The organism is Sporomusaceae bacterium (assembly GCA_031460455.1).
In the GTDB taxonomy this organism is placed as follows: Bacteria; Bacillota; Negativicutes; order Sporomusales; family UBA7701; genus Anaeroselena.
The window spans coordinates 142,622-162,277 of record JAVKTQ010000006.1; the positions used below are offsets into that span (position 1 = coordinate 142,622).

The window sequence follows — 19,656 nt, forward strand, 5'->3', positions numbered from 1 at the left end:
GGGAAAGCCGTGTTATACTTTTTAGCTGTGATACAAAGAGGAGGAGGTGCCGCAAATGGACTCATTATCGCACGCGCTCGTCGGCGTGGCGGTAGCCGGACTGTCCGGACACCAGCCAGCGCTCGGCGACCCGATATATATCGCCGCCGTACTCGGCGCCCAGGCTCCCGATTTCGATATCGTGACCCAGGTAAGGGGCAATATTTCCTACTTGAGACAGCACCGGGCGTTTTCCCATTCGATCCCGGGTGTCGCCCTGTGGGCGGCGGCGATCGCCGTCGCGTTGAAGCTGTTCATGCCGCAGGCCGATATCGGGCAGATTTTGCTGTGGGCTTTCGCCGGCGGCCTGTCGCATACTGTCTTAGATTATTTTAACTCCCACGGGACGGCAATATTATGGCCTTTTCGCCGGGAGCGGAAAAGTTATCCCCTGCTGAATGTGTTCGACCCCATTCTGACGGTGCTGCTGCTGGCGGTGTACGCAACCCGTCTGCCGGTCGAGCAGGTGTCGTACCTGAGTTTCGCGACGCTGGGCTTGTATATTTTCGCCAGGTACTGTCTGCGCAAACGGGCTTACGCCTGGCTGGCGAACAGGTTCGCCGGCGAGCTGCCGACCCGCATCTGGGTGATGCCGTGCCTCAGCCGGCTGTTTTACTGGGACTTCGTGGTGGAGACCGACCGCCGCCACATTAACGGCCGCCTGGGAGCGCTTTTCCCGCTGCTGAGCATCAAGGCCGATCTGCCGCGTCAGGAGCTGTCGCCGCTGGCCGAGCAGGCGAGCAAGACGTCGCTGGGCGAGTTTTTCACGACCTTCACGCCTTTTATTTACTTTGAAGAATCGGCCGAGGACGAGGGCAAGGTGAATATCTACGATCTGCGTTACCACCGGGGCGGCGAATTCGTGCACAGCGCCACCATCACCTTTACGCCGGATATGACGCTGCGGGACGCGTATATCCATTCGCTGGGCCAAACGGTGAAGGTAACGGAGTAGCGGCCTAGCATCCGGGGGTCTGAACGGCCTGTGGTACGCGTTGACAGCCTTTCACACCCGGTCTTTTTGCGCTTGCAAAACCGGCCGGGTGTGTTATAATGTTCTTAGACCCCCTCCCCCAGGGGGTAGGGTAAGGAGGTTGGGATAGAATGCGCAACAAACTGCAGCCGTATCTTTTCTGGATTTTGCTCGCCTTTCTGGCGATCGGTTTCGTTTATCCGGCGATCGGCGTGATCGCGCTGGTTTGCATGCTGGCGCCGGTGGTTATCGCCCCCTTCAGGGGCCGCTTCTGGTGCGGCAATTGGTGCCCGCGCGGCAGTTTTTACGACAACGTGCTGGCCCGCTTCTCGCCTAAGCGGCCCATCCCTCCCTTCTTCCGCAGCAAGGGTCTGCGGATTTTCATGCTGGCGTTCATCATGACGGTGTTTTCCGTGCAGACTTATTTCGCCTGGGGCGATTTGGCGGCGATGGGGATGGTGTTCATCAACCTGATCTTCGTGACGACGGTGGTGGGCGTTATTCTCGGTGTAATTTATCACCAGCGGACGTGGTGCGCGTTCTGCCCGATGGGGACGCTGGCGTCGTGGCTTAGCCGCGGGGCGATGCCGCTGAAGGTGGCGCCGAGCTGCGTAAGCTGCGGATTATGCACGAAGGCTTGTCCGCTGCAGCTTCAGCCGCAGAGTGGCAAGGAGACGGGGGCGTTCACGGACGGCGACTGCCTGAAGTGCGACCGCTGCACGGCGGTGTGCCCGAAGAAGGCGCTGAGGTTCGAGGGCTAGGCAGGGAAACGGCACCGGCGATGAAGAAGCCCGCGTGAATTGCACGCGGGCTTCTTTCCGCTAGTTCCCTTTGTACTAATGCTTTATTGTTTGTTATACTGGATGCAGACCGTTTATGAAGCCAATAAAGCTGCGAGGTAAATGCGATGCCTTTCTTTGCGTATGGTCAAAAAGAAATCGATTATCTGCGTAAGAAAGACAAGAAGCTGGGGGCGGCGATCGAGCGCATCGGTTTTATCGAGCGCGCAACCAAGCCGGATGTTTTTACGGCGATGGTGGACAGCATCATCAGCCAGCAGATTTCCAGCAAGGCGGCCGATACCGTGCTGGAACGCCTGGGCAATCTGCTCGGCGACATCACCGCCGAGCAGATTGCCGTGTGCGATGAGGAACAGATCCAGAGATGCGGGATGACGACGAAAAAGGCTTGTTATATCAAGAGCATGGCCGCGAAGGTTCTGTCGGGCGAGCTCGATCTGGACGAACTTGCGTCTCTGCCCGACGACGCGGTAATAAAAAAACTGGTCGCTCTCGACGGAATCGGCGTCTGGACGGCGGAGATGCTGCTGCTGTTTTCCCTCGGACGGCCGGATGTGGTGAGCTACGGCGATCTGGCAATCCGCAGGGGTATGATGAACCTGTATGGTTTGAAAGCGCTGCCGAAGAAGAAGTTCGATTATTATCGCCGGCGGTATTCCCCGTACGGGTCGGTCGCTTCGCTCTATCTTTGGGAGCTGTCCGTGATGAAGCCATGATCCGGCTGTTATGGTGCTGCGCAAGGGTGTATTATTGCTCTAAAGATAAAAAAAAGTTGCCTTAAAGCGCCATCGGGTGCAAAATATAAGGAGAGTTGCGCCTTTAAGGCAAGCTCCCCCACGTTTTGACCGGGAGTTGAAATATTTTGGACCACCCCAAGGGCCTGATGAGGGGCCTGTATGACAAGTACAAAGACCGTGACGTCGTGTGGCTCGTTCCCCTCGTAGTCGCGGCGACCGCCAGAATCCTCGACTATATTTTCTGGCTGCTCTCCTCCGGCCGCGGCATCCCCAAATGCGACGACACCACCTGGTACCTGAATTACGCCAATAACCTGCTCGCTAATCTGCAGAACGGCCTCGATATCGACGACACGCTCTACTTCGGCTACAACATCCTCTTAAGCTTCCTGCTCGCCGTATTCCGCGACCCGGCCACCATCATTGTCATCCAGGGGGTGGTCGCCGGTCTGGGCGTCGTCCTTGTCTATAAGATCGCCCGGCTGCTGTTCACCAAGACTACCGCCATCATCGCTTCCATTTTTTATATCGGCGCCTGGGACGTCACGATGTGGGCCTCGTACCTGCTGTCCGACAGCTTTTTCCTCAGCCTGTTGCTGCTGACCGTTTACAGCATGCTGCTGGCGCTGGAGACCGGCCGGCGCAGCCACCGACTCCTCTTCCTTGCCGCCGCCGGCTATCTGTTCATCTTCCGGCCCACCGGCATCCCGATCGTCGCCGTCCTTATCCCGTACATCATTTTCCGGCTGCCCCGCCCGGCGGCGGCCGCCTTCCTGGCCCGGTACCGGCTGCCCCTGGGCGGCGCGGCCGCGGTCCTCGTCGCCGGCGGCGCGTACCTCTACTGGAGCGGCGCCCTCGACCCCTTTTTTGCTTCCTTCCGGTATAATGTCCTTAAAGTCCTCTATACCGTATACGCCAGAGGCTTTATCTACGACTACGCCCATCCCCGCGACCTCAAGTTTCTCCCCGATCTGACCGTGACTGTGGCCAACAGCCCGGTGCTTAGTTTCATCGTCAACAACTGGGACTATGTCTCCACCCTTTACCTCAAGCGAGCGGTCGCCTTCCTCGGCCACTGGGTGTGGAAAACCGATTTCGGTTCCCTCAGCGGCGCTTATATGTTCGTTGTCAATATCTTGCCGGCGGCCCTCTTCGCCGTGGGTACGGTAGCTGCCGTCGCCGACCGCCGGTTTGCGAAGGCCGCGCCCCTGTGGCTTATCACGCTGGCTGTGTTTATCTTCTGTACGCTGCTGTTCATGGACTGGATGTACCGCTACCGTCTGCCGGCCATCCCCTTCATCGCCATCGTCGCCGCCTACGGCGCCGAACGGCTCATTCTTCTGGCAAAAAACACGAGGTTGATAACGTATGGAAAACGGCAAAACGCTGATTGTCATCCCGGCGTTTAACGAACAGGATAATATCCTCGGGGTCATCGGCGATATCCGCACCCACCTGCCTGACGCCGATATCCTCGTCGTCAACGACTGCTCGGTCGACGCGACCGCCAAGAGGGCGCGGCAGGCCGCCGGCGTGCAGGTCGTCGATCTGCCCTGCAATCTCGGCATCGGCGGCGCCGTCCAGACCGGCTTCAAGTACGCCCGCGACCGCGGCTACGATTATATGGTGCAGATCGACGGCGACGGCCAGCACCTGCCGCGCGAAGTGAGCAAGCTGGCAGCCGCCATGGCCGCCACCGGCAGCGATATGGTCATCGGCTCGCGCTTTTTGGATGTCCGCTCCTTCCGCACGTCGTGGCAGCGGCGGATCGGCATAAATATTTTCCGCCACCTTTTCCGCCTGCTCCTGGGGCTCACCATCACGGACGGCACCTCGGGCTTCCGCCTCTACAACAGGAGAAGCATCGAGGTTCTCGCCCGCTTTTACCCCAGCGATTATCCCGAGCCCGACGCCATCGTCCTCCTCTACAAGCACGGCCTGGCCATCACCGAGGTCGGCGTCGCCATGCGGGCCCGCGAAAGCGGCCATTCCTCCATCACCGCCCTCAGGAGCCCCTACTACATGGCCAAGGTCACCCTCTCGATCATCTTATCCTGTTCGCGGACGAGGTGGTGAGCGTTATGGTCGTGCATATCGACAAGATCCACTTCCTGGGCGCCATTTTCAGCTTCATCATCCTCGCCGCCGTCTTCGTGCTTGTCCGCGAGCGCCATCTCAAGGAGAAATACTCCCTCGCCTGGTTTCTCATCGGCCTCTTCATCCTCGTGATGTCGATCTTCGAAGGGCTGATGGACTGGTTCGGCGACCTCATCGGCGTCTATTACGCCCCCTCGGCTTTTTTCGGCCTGCTGATCGCCTGCGCCTACCTCCTGCTCCTCAATATGAGTGTCAGCATATCCCACCTTAAAATGCACAACAAGGCCCTGACCCAGGAACTGGGCCTGACCAAACTGCGCTTCGAGGAACTCGAACAGAAAGTGAACAGGTCCGGCCATGATTAAATATTTCGTGCTCCTGGCCAGCGTCGCTATGACGGTCGCGGCCAGCACCCTCCTCAAGCTGGGCAGCGCCGCGGTCGATTTCGACGGCGGCCTTAGCGCGATTTTCAAGGGCTATGTCACTTCGCCCCTTATCGTCGCCGGTTTCGCCTCCTACGCCCTGGCCGCGCTGCTGTGGGTGTACTGCCTCGCCAATTTCGACCTGGGCTACGCCACGTTCGTCGCCAGCATCCAGTATATAATGCTGCTCGCCGTGGCCATCCTCGTTTTCCACGAGCACATCAGCGTCCTCAAATGGGCCGGCAGCTTTCTGATAATGATCGGCGTATTCTGCTGGCTGAAAGGATAACGGCAAGATGTTGACGTGCGTCCCCTATACCGAGGCTCTTAAGAGCGGCTGGGACGAGCTCGCTCTCGCCCGCGGCACGATATATCACACCACCGCTTTCCGGCGCATCCTCGCCGACTCCTTCGGCTATACCCCGGCCGACCACGCCATCCTGGACGCCGACGGCAACATTGCCGCCCTCATCCCCCTCGTGATCGGCCGCAATCTCCGCCTCCGGCGGGCGGGCGTTTCCCTGCCCTTCGCCAACCACGCCGACCTGTGCGCGACTTCGGAGGACGCCCGAAACGCCGCCTTCGCCGCTCTCCCGGATATCGCCGCCGCCCACCGCCTCGCTTATCTGGAGGTCCGCCTGACGGAAGAAGACGGCCGCCCCGCGCCGGCTGCTCCCGGCTGGACGGCGAACCGCGCGAACTATACATTCCGCCTGCCCTTGGCCGGCGGCGAGGCGCAGGTGCTCGCCCTCTCGACCTCCGGCAACCGCAACCACATCCGCAAGGCGGTCAAGCACGACCTCTTTGCTGTCTCGTTCGATCCCGGCAACCTGGAAGGCTTTTACCGCGTCTACTGCAAACGGATGAAAGAGCTGGGTTCTCCCGCTCCCGCTATCCGTTTTTTTGAATCTTTCTTCCGCCTCCTTCCCGGCCACGCCACCCTGCTCACCGTCCTCGACCGCGCCGGCGGCGCGGTGGTCGGCGGCATGCTGCTGCTCGCCAGCCCCGGCGACAATACCCTCTACTATCCTTACGGCGCCACCCTCGTGGAATACAACAGCCGCTACCTGGGCAATTTCATGTACTGGGAAGCGGTGAAATTCGCCATCGCGAGTGGCTTCGGCCACCTCGACCTCGGCCGCTCGCCGGCGGGGTCCGGCACCTACCGCTACAAGGAGCAATGGGGCGCCCGCTCCGTGCGCCTCGCCTACCTCACGTACAGCCCTTCGGGCGTTCCGGCCGGCCCGCCCGACCGCGGCCGCCTCGGCCCGCTCGTCGAGCTGTGGCGGGCCGCTCCGGCTTTCGTGACCGATGTTGCCGGCCCACGCCTGATAGGCTACCTGCTGCCCTGAGCAAATCCGCCCACCCGGAGGACGATATGACCAACAAATGGCAGAATTATTTCGACGAAAAAGCCGCCACCCACGGCGCCTCTGTCAAGGCGTCCGATTATTACGACGAGGCCAGCTTTTTCATGCAGCGGGACAATATTCTCCGCTGGCTCGGCGACCTGAAAGGCGCTTGCATTCTCGACGCCGGCTGCGGCGTCGGCGCTTTCAGCGAGCCGCTCGTCGCCGCCAACACCGTGCATGGCGTCGATTTCTCGGCCAAGAGCCTCGAACACGCCGCCGCCCGCGGCCTCAAGACCCAGGTCGGCGACCTCGCCGCCCTGCCGTTCACCGACGGCTTGTTCGACCTGGTACTATGCATCGGCGTCATCCAGCTTATCGACGACCATCTGCCTGTGCTGCGCGAGCTGGCCCGCGTCACCAAGCCCGGCGGCGCGCTGCTCGTCCAGACGCTCCACCGCGGCTCGCTCCAGCGCAAGCTGCTGGCGCTGTTCGAAAAGAGCCACAAATTTGATAAGATGTACGCCATGGATGCCCTGGCCGCCGACTTTGCGGCCTGCGGCCTGGAGGACCCGGAGTTTCTCAAGCTCTACCACCCTTTCACCTTTGTCACCACCGGCGGGGCCGGGGAGTTGGGCGATTTCCTCTGCACCTCGTTCGCGCTGAAAGGACGGAAAAAGCGTGGCTGAGCGGCCGTTCGCCAACCTGCTGACCTTCGACACCGAAGAATGGTACCACGCCAATTATGACGATATCGACCCCGCCGCCCTGCGCGGCCGAGGCTCGAACTTCCCCGCCCAGGTGGACGCCCTGCTGGCGATGTGCGCCGAAGCCGGCGCAAAAGCCACCTTTTTCGTGCTGGGCGCTGTCGCCGAGGACCACCCGGCGGTCGTCCGCGCCATCGCCGCCGCCGGCCACGAGATCGCTTCGCACGGCTACGGCCACGCCCTGGCTTACCGCCAGACGGTGGCCGAGTTCGCCGCCGATGTCAGGAAGTCGGTCGCTATCCTCGAAGACGTGACAGGCGCGGCCATCCGCGGCTACCGTGCCCCGTCGTGGTCGATCGTCGCTGCGAACCACCACTACCTCGCCGCCCTGGAGGAACTCGGCCTGATTTACGACGCCAGCATCTTCCCGGTCCGTACCTTCCTGTACGGCATCCCCGACGCCCCGACCCATATCCACCACCCGGTCGTCGCCGGGCGGAGCCTAAAGCTCTGGGAGGTCCCAACCTCGGTCGTCCGTTTGGCCGGGCGCAATATCGGCTACTCGGGCGGCTTCTACTTCCGCCTCTTCCCCGGATTTTTCGTCGAATACGCCATCCGCCGCGCCAACCGCCGCGGCCAGCCGGCGATCGTATACCTCCACCCCCGCGAGCTCGACCCCGGCGAACGCCGCCTCGCCCTGCCCGCCAAGGAGGCCTTCATCCACTACCACGGCATCGGCGGCACACAGGGCAAACTTGCGGTGCTGCTGGACAGGTTCAGGTTTACGTCGGTGATTGACCACCTGAAAACGATAGACCCGTCGATAAAAGAAGCCCGCCTGCCGGGCACTAAGAAATCCATATAAAGAGTGGAACGTTAAAACAGGCTGCCATATGGCAGCCTGTTCGGTATATTAAATGGCATATTCTTCCGATGAGCCGCGGATGTATTGTCAACCGGTCCCGGTCAAGCCTGCATCCCCTGTAGGCATGGGGTTTTGCGCAACGACCAATGCCTGATAAATAAGAGCAGCATCGACACGGTATAGCCGTATTGAGCTATTAGTTGTACCCATTCCGGCCTTGAGTACCATCCCAACAGCACATTGAGCGGCAACCCAACAGCGCCGGCTTTATGATCGAGTATTGTCTTCGACAGATCGAATACCCTTGTAAGCAAGATGCTATCTTTGGCAATATAGCCAGAATCTTTCATCGCGGAGAGCCCCTCGTGAATCCCATATCCTAACAGATAGCCGGCTTGGATGATCAGATATACCAGCGTCAAACCGAAGAGTACCTTCAGATTAACCTTCACAAGGGCCAGAGATATAAGTACCGTAAGCACAAGGGCCGCAGCAATTCCACCCAGGACCGGAATCACAGGATATTGGCCGGCAAAAGCAAATATGCTTATCTCCACACCTTCGCGAGCTACCATAACCAGAGCGATTACCAGTATTCCCAGTGGGGAGAGGTTCTCATCAACCGACGTCCTTATATGCTCCGCCATGTCACGCCCGTTCTTTATCATCCAAAGGATGAAAGTCGTCACGAGCCCGAGGGCGACTAAGCTTGCTCCACTCTCCCAAATCTTTGCCATGATTCCGGCTGTACCGACCAAACCTTCGAGCGCGTTCAGGATGGCCCCAAAGAGCAAGGATACAGCGACTCCGCCGAACACTCCGTAAAAGACATACTTTCGCAGCGACTGCTGACCCAGCTTATCGAGGCAACGAAAAATTATCGCGACAACGAGGAACGCTTCCAGCCCCTCTCTGAAACCCATTATAAGCCCGGGAAACAATTGTGACATTTCTTTTCCTCCTATTTGAGAATGATTTTCAATATCATTATATAACTGGATTGTATATTCTGTCAAGACTCCTTACAGTTTCTGAAAATCCGCTGCGCCATAAAGACTCGCATTGAGGCAGCCGTTCCGATATACGCCGATTACAAAGCCAAAACCGGCGACATAATCGCCGGTTTTCGAAATTACCCTCTTTAACTTAGCCTCTTCGTCGAATACGCGGGCTTCAATCATTTAATCTCAGGTTGCCTAGAAAGGTCCAGATGCAAGGCGCACCGGAGGCTGACACCACCGTTTCCTCCGCGACAACGTTTGTAGCGTTGTTTGCACGGGATGGGTTCAACGGCATCGCGCGTACACGGAACGTACGCTGAGGATGGCAACTGAGGAGCAAGTGCGGAGTTCTTGGTGCTTTAGCACCTAGAACGACGGCCTGCCCCTTGCGGGTACGCCGCAGATGGGCCTTTATCGGCAACCGTTAGTGCACCGGCCCGGCGGAGAGGCCGAGCTCCTTACGCTTTTGTTCGATATGGTTGACGTAGATGTCGACGGTTTTGTCGGCCGACAGTTCGACCATGAGTTTGCCGAGGCCGAGGGTTTCGGTGGTTTCGGTGAGGGTTTTGACGACAAGGTCGCTGCCGGTGACGGAGGGCACGGGAGCGACGTGGACAAGCCAGCCGAAGGCGATGGCGGTGCAGGCGTCGGCGACGGCTTTCTGCTCTAGGTATTCGGGGGCGCCGATGACGAGCGGCAGTTTGTTTGTGTCGACGCCTAGGGCGTCGGCGAGTTCCATGGCGGTGTGGGTCATTTTGCCGATGTCGACGCAGGCGCCGTAGGAGAGGACGGGCGGGATGGCGAGGGCCTGGCAGACGGCTTTGAGGCCGGGGCCGCATTCCTCGGCCGCCTGGGGCCGGGTGAGGCCGGTGTATTCCATGACCGCCGAGGTGCAGCCGCCGGCGAGGACGAGGATGTCTTTGGCGATGAGCCCTTTGGCGATGCGGAAGATGTTGCTGCCGCCCTGGCCGTAGCGGGCGGTGGTGCAGCCGACGACGGTGGCGATGCCGCGGATGCTGCCGTTGACGATGGCGTCGAGCAGGGGCTGCCAGGTGCCGCCGAGGGCGGCTTTGATGGGCTCGGTGCTGAAGCCGACGGTGCATTCGGTGGTGTATTGCGGGACGTAGATTTCGCGGTTTTCGGCCTTGCGGCGGCTATAGGCCTCGATGGACATGTCGAGGATCTTGCCGGCCTGCTCGGCCATCCGCTCGGGGATGAATTCAACGGTTTCGGTGCCGGGCAGTTTGATGACTTCGTGGGTGCTGACCATGGTGGCGCCGAACCGCTTGGCGTAAAGCGGCAGAGTGGGCACGGTGCAGTTGTAGTCGAACATGAAGACGTCGACGCAGCCGGTGGCGAGGAGGTATTCCTCGGACAGCCATTCGCCTTCCTGGCCGCCGTAGGCGGACATGTCCTGGGTGCCGGAATAGTTCATGAGCTGCTGGCCTTCGCAGACATGTCCGAGGACCTGGATGCCGGATGCGCCGGCGGCGCGGGCCTTGTCCTGCCACTCGGACCGCGAGGCGAGCTCGATGACGGTGTGGGCGACGAGGGGCATGTGGCCGTTGGCGATGATGTTGATTTTGGCCGGGTCGAGGAGGCCCATGTTCTGGCGGGTGGTGTGGATTTTCTGGGTGCCCATGAGGATTTCCTGGAGGATGTCGAGGGCGAAGAGTCCCTGGTATTCGTTGATGATGCCGAGCCGCACGGAGGTGAGGAGGAAGTCGACCGGATCGGCATTGAGGTTGGTCATGCATTTGGTCTGAGCGAAGGCGACCTCGCTGTTGCCGCCGCCGGGGAAGAGTTTGAGTTTGCGCCACAGCTCTTTGCGCTTGGCAGGGGCGAAGGCTTGGACCATGGCGGCTTCTTCGTAGTAGGGCCGCCCCATGTCGGTGAGTACCCAGTCGGCGAAGGTGCGGGCGACTTTGTTGACGTCCTGTTTGCTGTTGAGGCCGGCCATTTCGGCGTATTTGAGGAGCTTGTCGGGGTCGCGGATAGTGAGGCCGCTTTCCGGGGATTCGGCGGCGGCTTTGAGGGTGCGGGCCGCCTGCTGGGCGTGGAAGATGTTGGCGGCGGCGCCGATGGTGACGTGGCGGTAGACGAAGTTGCGGGCGACCATGACGTGGGCGTCGACGCCGCAGGCGCCGCGCGGCACTTTGGGGTTGATGCGGCAGGGTCCCTGGGCGCAGAGCTGGCAGCTGAGGCCCGCGGTGCAGAAGGAGCAGCGGATCTTTTCCTGCTGCTGCCAGCGGTCGAAGACGTTTGTCAGTCCCTGGGCGTGGACGTGCTGGTACATTTCGCGCATCGCCGGATCGATGATGATGTTGAGGGGATAGCCGGCCTCGCTCTGGTCGTGGGTGCGGATATGTTCGCGCTGCCAGGCGAATACCCCCGTCGCCGGCGGCGATTTTGTTATGTCGTAGTATTTGCGCGCGTTGGCATGGACGTCGAAATGGGCGTCGGGGTCGTTGCTGCCGCTGGCGTCGCCCCGCCCGAGCACCGATTCGACGTCACCCTTACTGACGTCGTCGGTGCTGGTGATAAGCTGCTGTCGGTCGGACACATCGATTCCTCCTCGCATTGTACTGGCTTTAGTCTGCGACGGGAGGCTTTTTTTATGCTTCACTTTACATAAATTACCGGCTTGGCGGCGACAGGGTTGTGGCGGCAAATGGCGAATATGTCAATAAATTATGTAAGGTGGGGAGTAATTTTGGCAATTACGCTGCAGGCCTGGCTGCTGACCCTGGTGTTCTTCGTTTCGTTGACAGGCACGGCGGCGGCGGGCGATTTGTCGCTCGGCGTGTGGCCGGCGACCGGTTCGCAAATGTGGCGCATCTCTTTTCCGGCGAACGGGGCGTCGGAGCTTTACTACCCCCACGCCAGTACATATCTGACCGCCAGCTATGAGAGCAAGGCGCCGCACCTGAGCAGGCTGCGGGTGGAGGGCGGGCTGGCGAACGGCGTCAAAGCGGCGACCGGCAGCGATTCGGACTGGGATTATACGAAAAGTTCGAGTCTGTGGTACTACGGCGAGTTCAAGACGACGGGCAAGAGCGCCTTTATCAATGTGGACTGGGTGAAACCGGGGGGCGCGAATCACGAGTATTTCATCGGCTACGGTTATCGGCAGAACGCTTTTCGCATGACGGACGGCGTGTACTATGTGGAGAACTATGCCGCTCAGAGTCCCCCTCACACGCTGGCCGGCCTGGACTCGACGTATACCGCCACATACCAGGGGCCGCATATCGGGGTAAAGGGCCGGTCGCCTATATCGCCGCGGGTGAGCGTGGTCGGGTCGGTGGCCTATTCCCCCCTCTCGCTCGCCCAGGGACACGGCTGGTGGAATCTCCGCAGCCTGGATTTCGACCACACCGGCGCGGCGCAGATGGTCGACGCGTACATAGGTCTCCGTTACGCCCTCGGCAGCAAGCAGGCCGCGGCGGTGACCGCCGGCTACCGCTACCAGTACATGAGCCTCTACCACGGGACGGAGAATACGAGCGCCGATATTTCCTGGGATAAGGCGACGAGTGTGCAGAAGGGGTTCTATTTCTCAAGTGAGTTCAAGTTTTAAACAAAAAGAACGCCAGACGGCGTTCTTTTCGTTTTTGCTAACTGGAGACAAGCCGGCGACCGTTCAGAAGTGCCCAGATGCAAGGCGCACCGGAGGAGCGAGCCGCGCCGCGTACTCGGATGTACGCAAGCAATCGCTCCGAGGAGCAACGAAGCAGATGGGTGCTTATGGACGGTCGCCGCGCACCGTGGGACGGTCTTTGAGGAAATTGAACGCTACGACTGCGGCGGCGAAGACGCCGGGGACGGCCCAGTGGAGGAAGGGGTAGGCCGTGGCGAAGTTTTGGGCGGCCGGGTCGGCGAGGAGCATGTCGCCGGCCGTCCAGCCGAGGAAGGCGGCGCCGACAACGACGATGGCCGGCCAGCGCTGCATGAGCATGGTGATGAGGGCGCTGCCCCAGATGATGATCGGGATGCTGATGGTAAGGCCGATGACGAGGAGGCTGATGTTGCCGCGCGAGACGCCGGCGATGGCGATGACGTTGTCGAGGCTCATGACGAGGTCGGCGACGAGGATGGTTTTGACGGCGTCCCAGAGGTTGCCGGCCGCCTCGACATCCTCTTCGGCATTATGGTCGTCGGCAACGAGCTTGATGGCGACCCACTGGAGGAGAAAACCGCCGGCGATCTGGAGGTAGGGCACTTTGAGGAGCAGCACGGCGACGAGGGTGAGGATGATGCGCATGCCGACGGCGCCGGCGCCGCCCCACAGGATGGCCTGGCGCTGCTGCTGGGGAGGCAGTTTCCTGCTGGCGAGGGCGATGACGAGGGCGTTGTCGCCGCTGAGGAGGAGGTTGATCATGATGATGCTGAAGAGGGCGGTCAGATACTCCATATGATCACCTGCCTTCTACGGCCGTTGATAAGCGCCCATCTGCGTCGTTGCGACTCGTTTGCTTGCTAGCGTACATCCGAGTACGCGGCCGGACGCCTGCGCCATCCATGGCGCGTCCGGCACTAGGCCCGTCCGGGGCCGTCGTCGCGGCGCAAGCCTCGTCGCGCCTTGCATCTGGGCACTTCTGAACGGCCTAAGTCTTTTTGAATGTCCTTTGTTGTAAAACGAAAGAACCATCACTGCGCGGCGACGGTTCTTTTCTGTTGGTCCGTTATTATTGTTCCCGGCATAAAGACGGGCATGAACGGGATATAATGCCTTAGCGGGGCAAGTCTGCATCAGCAAGCATTTTTCCCCGCCATCCGGAAAATATTCGGCAGGAAGCGACTCAAAACGGGACGAACGAATTAAATAATACCTGTAGTGCCGATAATTGCTAAGGAGGCGATAATGTGAAGGTTTTGATCGTTTATTATTCTCTGTACGGCCATATCCACCGGATGGCCGAGGCGGTGGCCGAAGGGGTGCGGGAGGCGCCGGGAGCGGAGGCTGTGCTGCGCCGCGTCCCGGAGACGCTGAGCGCCGAGGTGCTGGCGAAAATGGGCGCTACCGAGGCGCAGAAGGGTATGGCCCATGTCCCGGTCTGCACGGTGGAGGAGCTGGCGGCGGCCGATGCCATCATTTTCGGCTCGCCGACCAGGTTCGGCAATATGTGCGGCCAGATGCGTCAGTTCCTCGACGCCACCGGCGGGCTGTGGGCGCAGGGCAAGCTGGTGGGCAAGGCGGGGAGCGTGTTCACGAGCAGCGGCACGCAGCACGGTGGCCAGGAGTCGACGCTGCTGAGTTTCCATATCACGCTGCTGCACCACGGGATGGTGATCGTGGGCCTGCCGTACAGCTATCAGGGGCAGACGACGGTCGCGGAGATTGCCGGCTGCTCGCCGTACGGAGCGTCGACGATCGCCGGCGGCGATGGCGGCCGGCAGCCGAGCGAGATCGAGCTGGCCGGCGCGCGTTACCAGGGCAGGCATGTGGCGACGATCGCCGCGAAGTTGATAAAGTAAGAGAAAAAAGCAGCGGCCCGCCGGTTATGCCGGCGGGCCGGTTTTTTGATTTGTCTGTTCGTTACTGGTGTTGTGTGAGGGACCGTCAGACTATGGCTCCTAAGCTACAGCTTTACGCGCCGTAAGCGTAATGCGTTGGTGACGACCGAGACCGAGCTGAAGGCCATGGCGGCGCCGGCGAGGACCGGGGAGAGGTAGCCGGCGGCGGCGACGGGGATGCCGACGATGTTGTAGGCAAGGGCCCAGAAGAGGTTTTGTTTGATGTTGGTCATGGTGGCCCGGCTGAGGCCGATGGCGGCGGCGATGCCGCGCAGGTCGCCGCGCATGAGGGTGACGTCGCCGGCTTCGATGGCGACGTCGGCGCCGGTGCCCATGGCGATGCCGACGTCGGCGGCGGCGAGGGCGGGAGCGTCGTTGATGCCGTCGCCGACCATGGCGACGATTTTGCCCTGGGAACGCAGGCGCTCGACCTGTTCGGCCTTGTTGGCGGGCAGGACTTCGGCCATGACGTGTCCGATGCCGACCTGGCGGGCGATGGCTTCGGCGGTGCGGCGGTTGTCGCCGGTTATCATCCACACTTCGAGGCCCATGGCGGTTAGAGCGGCGATGGCTTCACGCGAGGATTCCTTGACGGTGTCGGCGACGGCGACGAGGGCGGCGAGCCGGCCGTCGACGGCGGCGAACATGACGGTTTTGCCGGCGGCTTCGAGGTCTTCGACATTTTTCAGGCTGGCGGCGATATCGACGCCTTGTTCGTTCATGAGCCGGCGGGTGCCGACGGCGAGGTCTTTGCCGGCGACGGTGGCGGTGACGCCCGCGCCGGGGACGGCTGCGAAGGCGGTCGGCTCTGGCGCCGGCAGGGCGACCCGCTCGGCGGCGCCGCGGACGATGGCGGCGGCCAGGGGGTGCTCGGAGGCTTTTTCCGCAGAGGCGATGAGGGCGAGGAGCTCGCTTTCGTCGCCGGCGAGGGCGACGAGGTCGGTGAGCTCGGGCTGGCCTTTGGTTACGGTGCCGGTTTTGTCGAGGATGACGGCGGTGAGCTGGTAGGTTTTTTCGAGGTGTTCGCCGCCTTTGAAGAGGATGCCGTTCTCGGCGCCGCGGCCGGTGCCGACCATGATCGAGGTGGGGGTGGCAAGGCCGAGGGCGCAGGGGCAGGCGATGACGAGGACGGCGGTGGCGTTGAGGAGGGCGCGGGTGATGTCGCCGGGGGCAAGGAAGAGGTACCAGGCGGCGAAGGTGAGGACGGCGACGGCGATGACGGCGGGGACGAAGTAGCCGGAGATGACGTCGGCGATGCGCTGGATGGGGGCCTTGGAACCCTGGGCTTCTTCGACGACTTTGACGATCTGGGCGAGGGCGGTGTCTTTGCCGACTTTGTGGGCTTCGAAGCGGAAGGCGCCGTATTTGTTGATGGTGGCGCCGTAGACTTTGTCGCCGGGTTTTTTGTCGACCGGCAGGCTTTCGCCGGTGAGCATGGCTTCGTCGACGGCTGAGTCGCCGGCGGTGACGACGCCGTCGACAGGGATTTTTTCGCCGGGGCGGACGACGATGGTGTCGCCGACCCGCACTTCTTCGATGGGGATGTCCTCCTCCGCCCCGTCCCGCACGACGCGGGCGGTCTTGGCGGCAAGGCCCATCAGTTTGCGGATGGCTTCGGAGGTGCGGCCCTTGGCGTTGGCCTCCAATAGGCGGCCGAGGATGATGAGGGTGATGAGGATGGCGGAGGTCTCGTAGTAGACAGCTTTGACGCCGGCAACGGTGTTGTAGAGGCTGAGGAGGAAGGCGGCGCTGGTGCCGAGGGCGACGAGGACGGACATGTTGGCGCTGCCGTGGCGGAGGGCGCTGACGGAGTCGCGGTAGAACTGCCAGCCGGCGCCGAACTGGACGGGGGTGGCGAGGACAAGCTGGAAGTAGGGGTTGGCGAGCAGGGCGCTGTGGATTTTGAAGATGTCTAGCGCCATATGAAGGGCAAGGGGCAACGACAGGAGGGCGGAGATGATAAACAGCTTCTTCTGGCGGCCGATCTCGGCCTCGCGGGCGGCCCGCTCCCGGTCCTGGCCGGCCTGGCCTTCGGCGGCGGCGGCCTGGTAGCCGGCGTCACTGACGGCGGCGGCGACGGTGGCGGCGGATAGGTCGGGGCCGGCTTCGACGGTGAGCTTGCCGAGGGCGAAGTTGACGTTGGCGGCGACGACGCCGGGAAGCTTGCGGACGGCTTTTTCGACCCTGGCGGCGCAGGCGGCGCAGCTCATGCCGCCGACGGAAAACTCCAGCCGGCTTAAGGCGACGTCGTAGCCGAGGTCGCGGATTTTGGCTATTATATCGTCCGGCGTGACCGCCGCCCGGTCGTATTCGACGGTGAGGCGGCCGAGGGCGAAGTTGACATTGGCGGCGGCCACGCCGGGCATCGCCGCCACGCCTTTTTCGACGCGGGCGGCGCAGGCGGAGCAGGTCATGCCTGTGACGCTGTAGGTATCGCGGATCAATGTGATCACCTCACAAATTTTTTCACGGCGTCGACGAGTTCGTCGACCGACTTGTCGTCGCCGCGCTGAACGGCGTCGACGACGCACCCTTTGGCGTGGTCTTCGAGGATGAGCAGGCCGACCCTGGTGAGGGCGGCGCGGGCCGCCTGAACCTGGATGAGGACGTCGATGCAGTAGCGGTCGGCGGCGATCATCTTGCCGATACCCCTTACCTGTCCCTCGATGCGGCTGATCTGGGCCAGGAGCTTGTCCTGTTCGCTTTGTGTTCTCCGCATTGCTGCCTCCTATACCATACCCTGGTAGGGTATTATGACTTTATCATAGCTCTTTCCCGCCCCTGCGTCAATACCGCAATATCTTGTGCCTTATATAACACCTTGAATAAAAAAAATACAAATTAAGGCAATATTTGGCATTGAACTGGGAGGTATTTGTCGTCGTCTGTCTAATATAAATTACCGGAGAATTACCCTTCCATTTCCGGAGGTAAGCATGGAGAAAGCTAAAAAACACGCCCCAGCCGAGCTGGCGGTGCCGAGGCCTTTTTTTACCCCTTCCGATTTCGTGGTCTTCAACCAGGCCAACGAAGCCATCCTGCTCCATCACATCGGCACCGGCGCGATTGTCACCATGAACGACAAAGCGCGCGAGATGTTCGGCTACGCGCCCGACGATGTCCGCAACCTCGGCATTGTGACGATGCCGCCGGGGGAATACCCATATACTGCCGAGGAGGCGCAGCGCCGTTTCCGGGAGGCGGCGGCGGGAACCCCCCAGCTGGTGGAGTGGAAAGCTAAGAATAAGTCGGGCCGCGATTTCTGGGTCGAGGGCTTTCTTAAGAAGATCAACATCGGCGAGCACGAGTTCGTGATGGCGATCTTCCGCGATATCACCCGCCGCAAGCTGTCGGAGCAGCGCCTGCTTCTCGAGCACGGCAACCTGACGCTGCTTAAGGATTCTTTTCTGGAGGTGCTGGACAAGCTCGACGAGAGCGATTTGCTCGTCGCCCTCGCCCACCGCGCCGGCGCCCTGGTGGACGCGCCTTACGGTTTTATCTATCTATACAATGAGGCGGCCGGAGCGCTGGAACTGAAGGTGCCGGAGGTCGGCGGACCGCTGAGCCCGACGGTGACGCCGGGCGAAGGCCTGGTGGGCAGGGTTTGGCAGACGGGCGAGCCGGCGGTCGAACAGAAACTGCGGCTGCTGGCCGTCGACCCCGAGGAGGGCCGGGAGGCCGAACCGGCGACGGTGGCGGTGCCGCTGAAGCGGGGCTCGCAGGTTATGGGCGTGTTGGGCCTCTATTCGCCGGATGAGGATTTTCATTTCCGCGAGGATGAGATTTCCCTGCTGGCGAGATTCGCCGACCTGGCGGCGGTGGCGTTCGCCAATGCCGCCGAGCACGGTACGCTGCGCCGGGGACTGGCGGCGAGCAAGGCCGCGGAGAATGCCCTGCGCCAGAGCGAGGAACGCTACCGGATGCTGTTCAACAGTATCCACGACATAATTTTCATTGCCGAGATAAGTCCGGACTGCCAGCCGGGCCTGATTATCGACGCCAACGAGACGGCCTGCGAGCGCCTGGGCTACAGCCGCGAGGAGCTGCTGCAGCGGACGCCGGCCGATATCGTGCCCCTGGAGTATCGCGGCGATGTCCGCGAGAAAATCGAGCTGCTTTACGCCCAGAAGCACACGCTAAGCGAGAGCGCGTATATAACGAGCGAAGATCAGACCATCCCGGTGGAGGTCAATTCCCACCTCATCCAGCTCGACGACCGGCCCTGCATGGTGTGCATCTCACATGATATCAGCGAGCGCAAACGGGTGGAGAAGGAGATCGCCCGCCTCGACCGCCTCAACCTGATCGGGTCGATGGCGGCCGGGATCGGCCACGAGATCCGCAACCCGCTGACGACTGTCCGCGGTTTTCTCCAGATGCTGAGCATCAAGCCGGACTTCGCCAACCACAGCAGCCATTTCAACTTGATGATCCAGGAGCTCGACCGGGCCAATGCGATCATTACCGAGTTTCTCTCCCTGGCCAAGAATAAAGCCGTGGACCTTCGGGCGGGCAACCTCAACGATATTATCGCGATGCTGCTGCCCCTGCTTGAAGCCGGCGCCATCCTCTATAACAAGACGGTCAAGACCGAGCTGGCGGACATTCCCGAAATTGCCCTGGACGAGAAGGAGATCCGCCAGCTGATCATCAATCTGGTGCGCAACGGCCTCGATGCCATGCCGCCCGGCGGGGTGCTGACCATCAGGACGTCCTGCGCCGACGACCGGATCACTTTGGCGGTGCAGGATCAGGGCAAAGGTATCCCGGCCGATCTGGCCGACAAGATCGGCACGCCGTTCTTCACCACCAAGGATTTCGGGGTGGGGCTAGGGCTGGCGGTGTGTTACAGTATCGCCGCCCGTCACAACGCCGCCATTTCGTTCGACAGCGGGGCGTGCGGGACGACGTTCACGGTGGCTTTCCCCATGCTGCGGGAGTAGGGAACCAAAAAGAGCACGGATAATAATCCGTGCTCTTTTTTTGTTACAGATCGTCGCCGCTGACTGTTTCGGTGCCTTCCACGCACCGGAAGGCGCAGGAATCGCAGTCGGGTTCGTTGCCGACGTCGAGGAATTCCTGCCGGCCGGCTAAGTTTTTGCCGTTCCAAAATGTATAGGTGTCCGCCATGATGCCACCTCCGACGATT

General features: G+C 61.4%; 20 protein-coding genes. 13 read left to right on the top strand and 7 right to left on the bottom strand.

Translation table 11 applies throughout. The annotated features are described in order from the left end of the window. The first annotated feature begins 55 nt into the window (after nucleotides 1-55). The 10 genes from RIN56_11120 to RIN56_11165 all read left to right on the top strand — a co-directional run bounded on the left by RIN56_11120 (nucleotide 56) and on the right by RIN56_11165 (nucleotide 7,989). On the top strand, nucleotides 56-994 hold the full coding sequence (locus tag RIN56_11120) for a metal-dependent hydrolase (GenBank protein ID MDR7867359.1): 939 nt from the start codon (nucleotides 56-58) through the stop codon (nucleotides 992-994). A 149-nt stretch (nucleotides 995-1,143) separates the two neighbouring features. After that, on the top strand, nucleotides 1,144-1,773 hold the full coding sequence (locus RIN56_11125; protein ID MDR7867360.1) for a 4Fe-4S binding protein: 630 nt from the start codon (nucleotides 1,144-1,146) through the stop codon (nucleotides 1,771-1,773). 146 nt (nucleotides 1,774-1,919) lie between these two features. After that, entirely contained in the window at nucleotides 1,920-2,528 is a 609-nt protein-coding gene (locus tag RIN56_11130) for a DNA-3-methyladenine glycosylase (protein MDR7867361.1), read from the top strand. Nucleotides 2,529-2,674: 146 nt separating this feature from the next. Next, nucleotides 2,675-3,958, top strand: a complete 1,284-nt coding sequence (locus tag RIN56_11135) for a glycosyltransferase family 39 protein (GenBank protein MDR7867362.1) — start codon at nucleotides 2,675-2,677, stop codon at nucleotides 3,956-3,958. Further along, complete coding sequence (locus tag RIN56_11140) at nucleotides 3,918-4,625, top strand: glycosyltransferase family 2 protein (protein MDR7867363.1); 708 nt, start codon at nucleotides 3,918-3,920, stop codon at nucleotides 4,623-4,625. The genes RIN56_11135 and RIN56_11140 overlap by 41 nt, the downstream gene beginning before the upstream one ends. Before the next feature lie 5 nt (nucleotides 4,626-4,630). Beyond that, a complete protein-coding gene (locus RIN56_11145; GenBank protein MDR7867364.1) occupies nucleotides 4,631-5,011 on the top strand; it encodes a DUF2304 domain-containing protein in 381 nt (126 codons plus the stop codon). Next, nucleotides 5,004-5,357, top strand: a complete 354-nt coding sequence (locus RIN56_11150; protein MDR7867365.1) for a hypothetical protein — start codon at nucleotides 5,004-5,006, stop codon at nucleotides 5,355-5,357. The genes RIN56_11145 and RIN56_11150 overlap by 8 nt, the downstream gene beginning before the upstream one ends. Before the next feature lie 7 nt (nucleotides 5,358-5,364). Continuing rightward, nucleotides 5,365-6,420, top strand: coding sequence for a GNAT family N-acetyltransferase (locus tag RIN56_11155; GenBank protein ID MDR7867366.1), 1,056 nt, complete (start codon nucleotides 5,365-5,367; stop codon nucleotides 6,418-6,420). A gap of 26 nt (nucleotides 6,421-6,446) precedes the next feature. Further along, the gene (locus RIN56_11160) at nucleotides 6,447-7,106 is read left to right on the top strand and encodes a methyltransferase domain-containing protein (protein ID MDR7867367.1); all 660 of its coding nucleotides are present in this window, start codon (nucleotides 6,447-6,449) and stop codon (nucleotides 7,104-7,106) included. After that, entirely contained in the window at nucleotides 7,099-7,989 is an 891-nt protein-coding gene (locus RIN56_11165; protein ID MDR7867368.1) for a DUF3473 domain-containing protein, read from the top strand. The genes RIN56_11160 and RIN56_11165 overlap by 8 nt, the downstream gene beginning before the upstream one ends. A gap of 101 nt (nucleotides 7,990-8,090) precedes the next feature. Here the strand turns inward: RIN56_11165 and RIN56_11170 are convergent, their stop codons facing one another. The 3 genes from RIN56_11170 to cooS all read right to left on the bottom strand — a co-directional run bounded on the left by RIN56_11170 (nucleotide 8,091) and on the right by cooS (nucleotide 11,553). Further along, nucleotides 8,091-8,939: an FTR1 family protein gene (locus tag RIN56_11170; GenBank protein MDR7867369.1), complete on the bottom strand. Its 849-nt coding sequence runs from the start codon at nucleotides 8,937-8,939 to the stop codon at nucleotides 8,091-8,093. Between the two features lie 72 nt (nucleotides 8,940-9,011). Then, complete coding sequence (locus RIN56_11175; GenBank protein ID MDR7867370.1) at nucleotides 9,012-9,170, bottom strand: hypothetical protein; 159 nt, start codon at nucleotides 9,168-9,170, stop codon at nucleotides 9,012-9,014. Between the two features lie 244 nt (nucleotides 9,171-9,414). Then, complete coding sequence (cooS, locus tag RIN56_11180) at nucleotides 9,415-11,553, bottom strand: anaerobic carbon-monoxide dehydrogenase catalytic subunit (GenBank protein ID MDR7867371.1); 2,139 nt, start codon at nucleotides 11,551-11,553, stop codon at nucleotides 9,415-9,417. Nucleotides 11,554-11,703: 150 nt separating this feature from the next. On the opposite strand from cooS, the gene RIN56_11185 reads away from it, so the two are divergent. Continuing rightward, entirely contained in the window at nucleotides 11,704-12,570 is an 867-nt protein-coding gene (locus RIN56_11185; GenBank protein MDR7867372.1) for a hypothetical protein, read from the top strand. A 165-nt stretch (nucleotides 12,571-12,735) separates the two neighbouring features. On the opposite strand, the gene RIN56_11190 is transcribed toward RIN56_11185, so the two are convergent. Beyond that, nucleotides 12,736-13,404 carry a TerC family protein gene (locus RIN56_11190; GenBank protein ID MDR7867373.1) on the bottom strand — a complete coding sequence of 223 codons (669 nt, stop codon included), beginning with the start codon at nucleotides 13,402-13,404 and terminating at the stop codon, nucleotides 12,736-12,738. Nucleotides 13,405-13,856: 452 nt separating this feature from the next. Here RIN56_11190 and wrbA point away from each other — a divergent pair, with 452 nt between their 5' ends. Further along, nucleotides 13,857-14,468, top strand: a complete 612-nt coding sequence (gene wrbA, locus RIN56_11195; GenBank protein MDR7867374.1) for an NAD(P)H:quinone oxidoreductase — start codon at nucleotides 13,857-13,859, stop codon at nucleotides 14,466-14,468. A gap of 104 nt (nucleotides 14,469-14,572) precedes the next feature. Here wrbA and RIN56_11200 read toward each other — a convergent pair whose 3' ends face one another. Further along, nucleotides 14,573-16,951 carry a heavy metal translocating P-type ATPase gene (locus RIN56_11200; protein MDR7867375.1) on the bottom strand — a complete coding sequence of 793 codons (2,379 nt, stop codon included), beginning with the start codon at nucleotides 16,949-16,951 and terminating at the stop codon, nucleotides 14,573-14,575. A 5-nt stretch (nucleotides 16,952-16,956) separates the two neighbouring features. After that, a complete protein-coding gene (locus tag RIN56_11205) occupies nucleotides 16,957-17,226 on the bottom strand; it encodes a metal-sensitive transcriptional regulator (GenBank protein ID MDR7867376.1) in 270 nt (89 codons plus the stop codon). 217 nt (nucleotides 17,227-17,443) lie between these two features. Here RIN56_11205 and RIN56_11210 point away from each other — a divergent pair, with 217 nt between their 5' ends. Beyond that, a complete protein-coding gene (locus tag RIN56_11210) occupies nucleotides 17,444-19,450 on the top strand; it encodes a PAS domain S-box protein (protein MDR7867377.1) in 2,007 nt (668 codons plus the stop codon). Between the two features lie 43 nt (nucleotides 19,451-19,493). Here RIN56_11210 and RIN56_11215 read toward each other — a convergent pair whose 3' ends face one another. Beyond that, nucleotides 19,494-19,637 (bottom strand): hypothetical protein, encoded by a 144-nt coding sequence (locus RIN56_11215; GenBank protein ID MDR7867378.1) that lies wholly within the window; start codon nucleotides 19,635-19,637, stop codon nucleotides 19,494-19,496. Nucleotides 19,638-19,656 lie beyond the last annotated feature (19 nt).

What these genes read in the sequence shown, in the direction of transcription:
- RIN56_11155 (MDR7867366.1), top strand. Translation starts at nt 5,365, where the DNA reads ATGTTGACGTGCGTCCCCTATACCGAGGCTCTTAAGAGCGGCTGGGAC.
- RIN56_11210 (MDR7867377.1), top strand. Translation starts at nt 17,444, where the DNA reads ATGGAGAAAGCTAAAAAACACGCCCCAGCCGAGCTGGCGGTGCCGAGG.
- RIN56_11160 (MDR7867367.1), top strand. Translation starts at nt 6,447, where the DNA reads ATGACCAACAAATGGCAGAATTATTTCGACGAAAAAGCCGCCACCCAC.
- RIN56_11120 (MDR7867359.1), top strand. Translation starts at nt 56, where the DNA reads ATGGACTCATTATCGCACGCGCTCGTCGGCGTGGCGGTAGCCGGACTG.
- RIN56_11215 (MDR7867378.1), bottom strand. Translation starts at nt 19,637, where the DNA reads ATGGCGGACACCTATACATTTTGGAACGGCAAAAACTTAGCCGGCCGG.
- RIN56_11130 (MDR7867361.1), top strand. Translation starts at nt 1,920, where the DNA reads ATGCCTTTCTTTGCGTATGGTCAAAAAGAAATCGATTATCTGCGTAAG.
- RIN56_11140 (MDR7867363.1), top strand. Translation starts at nt 3,918, where the DNA reads ATGGAAAACGGCAAAACGCTGATTGTCATCCCGGCGTTTAACGAACAG.
- RIN56_11175 (MDR7867370.1), bottom strand. Translation starts at nt 9,170, where the DNA reads ATGATTGAAGCCCGCGTATTCGACGAAGAGGCTAAGTTAAAGAGGGTA.
- RIN56_11125 (MDR7867360.1), top strand. Translation starts at nt 1,144, where the DNA reads ATGCGCAACAAACTGCAGCCGTATCTTTTCTGGATTTTGCTCGCCTTT.
- RIN56_11145 (MDR7867364.1), top strand. Translation starts at nt 4,631, where the DNA reads ATGGTCGTGCATATCGACAAGATCCACTTCCTGGGCGCCATTTTCAGC.
- RIN56_11205 (MDR7867376.1), bottom strand. Translation starts at nt 17,226, where the DNA reads ATGCGGAGAACACAAAGCGAACAGGACAAGCTCCTGGCCCAGATCAGC.
- RIN56_11190 (MDR7867373.1), bottom strand. Translation starts at nt 13,404, where the DNA reads ATGGAGTATCTGACCGCCCTCTTCAGCATCATCATGATCAACCTCCTC.
- RIN56_11150 (MDR7867365.1), top strand. Translation starts at nt 5,004, where the DNA reads ATGATTAAATATTTCGTGCTCCTGGCCAGCGTCGCTATGACGGTCGCG.
- RIN56_11170 (MDR7867369.1), bottom strand. Translation starts at nt 8,939, where the DNA reads ATGTCACAATTGTTTCCCGGGCTTATAATGGGTTTCAGAGAGGGGCTG.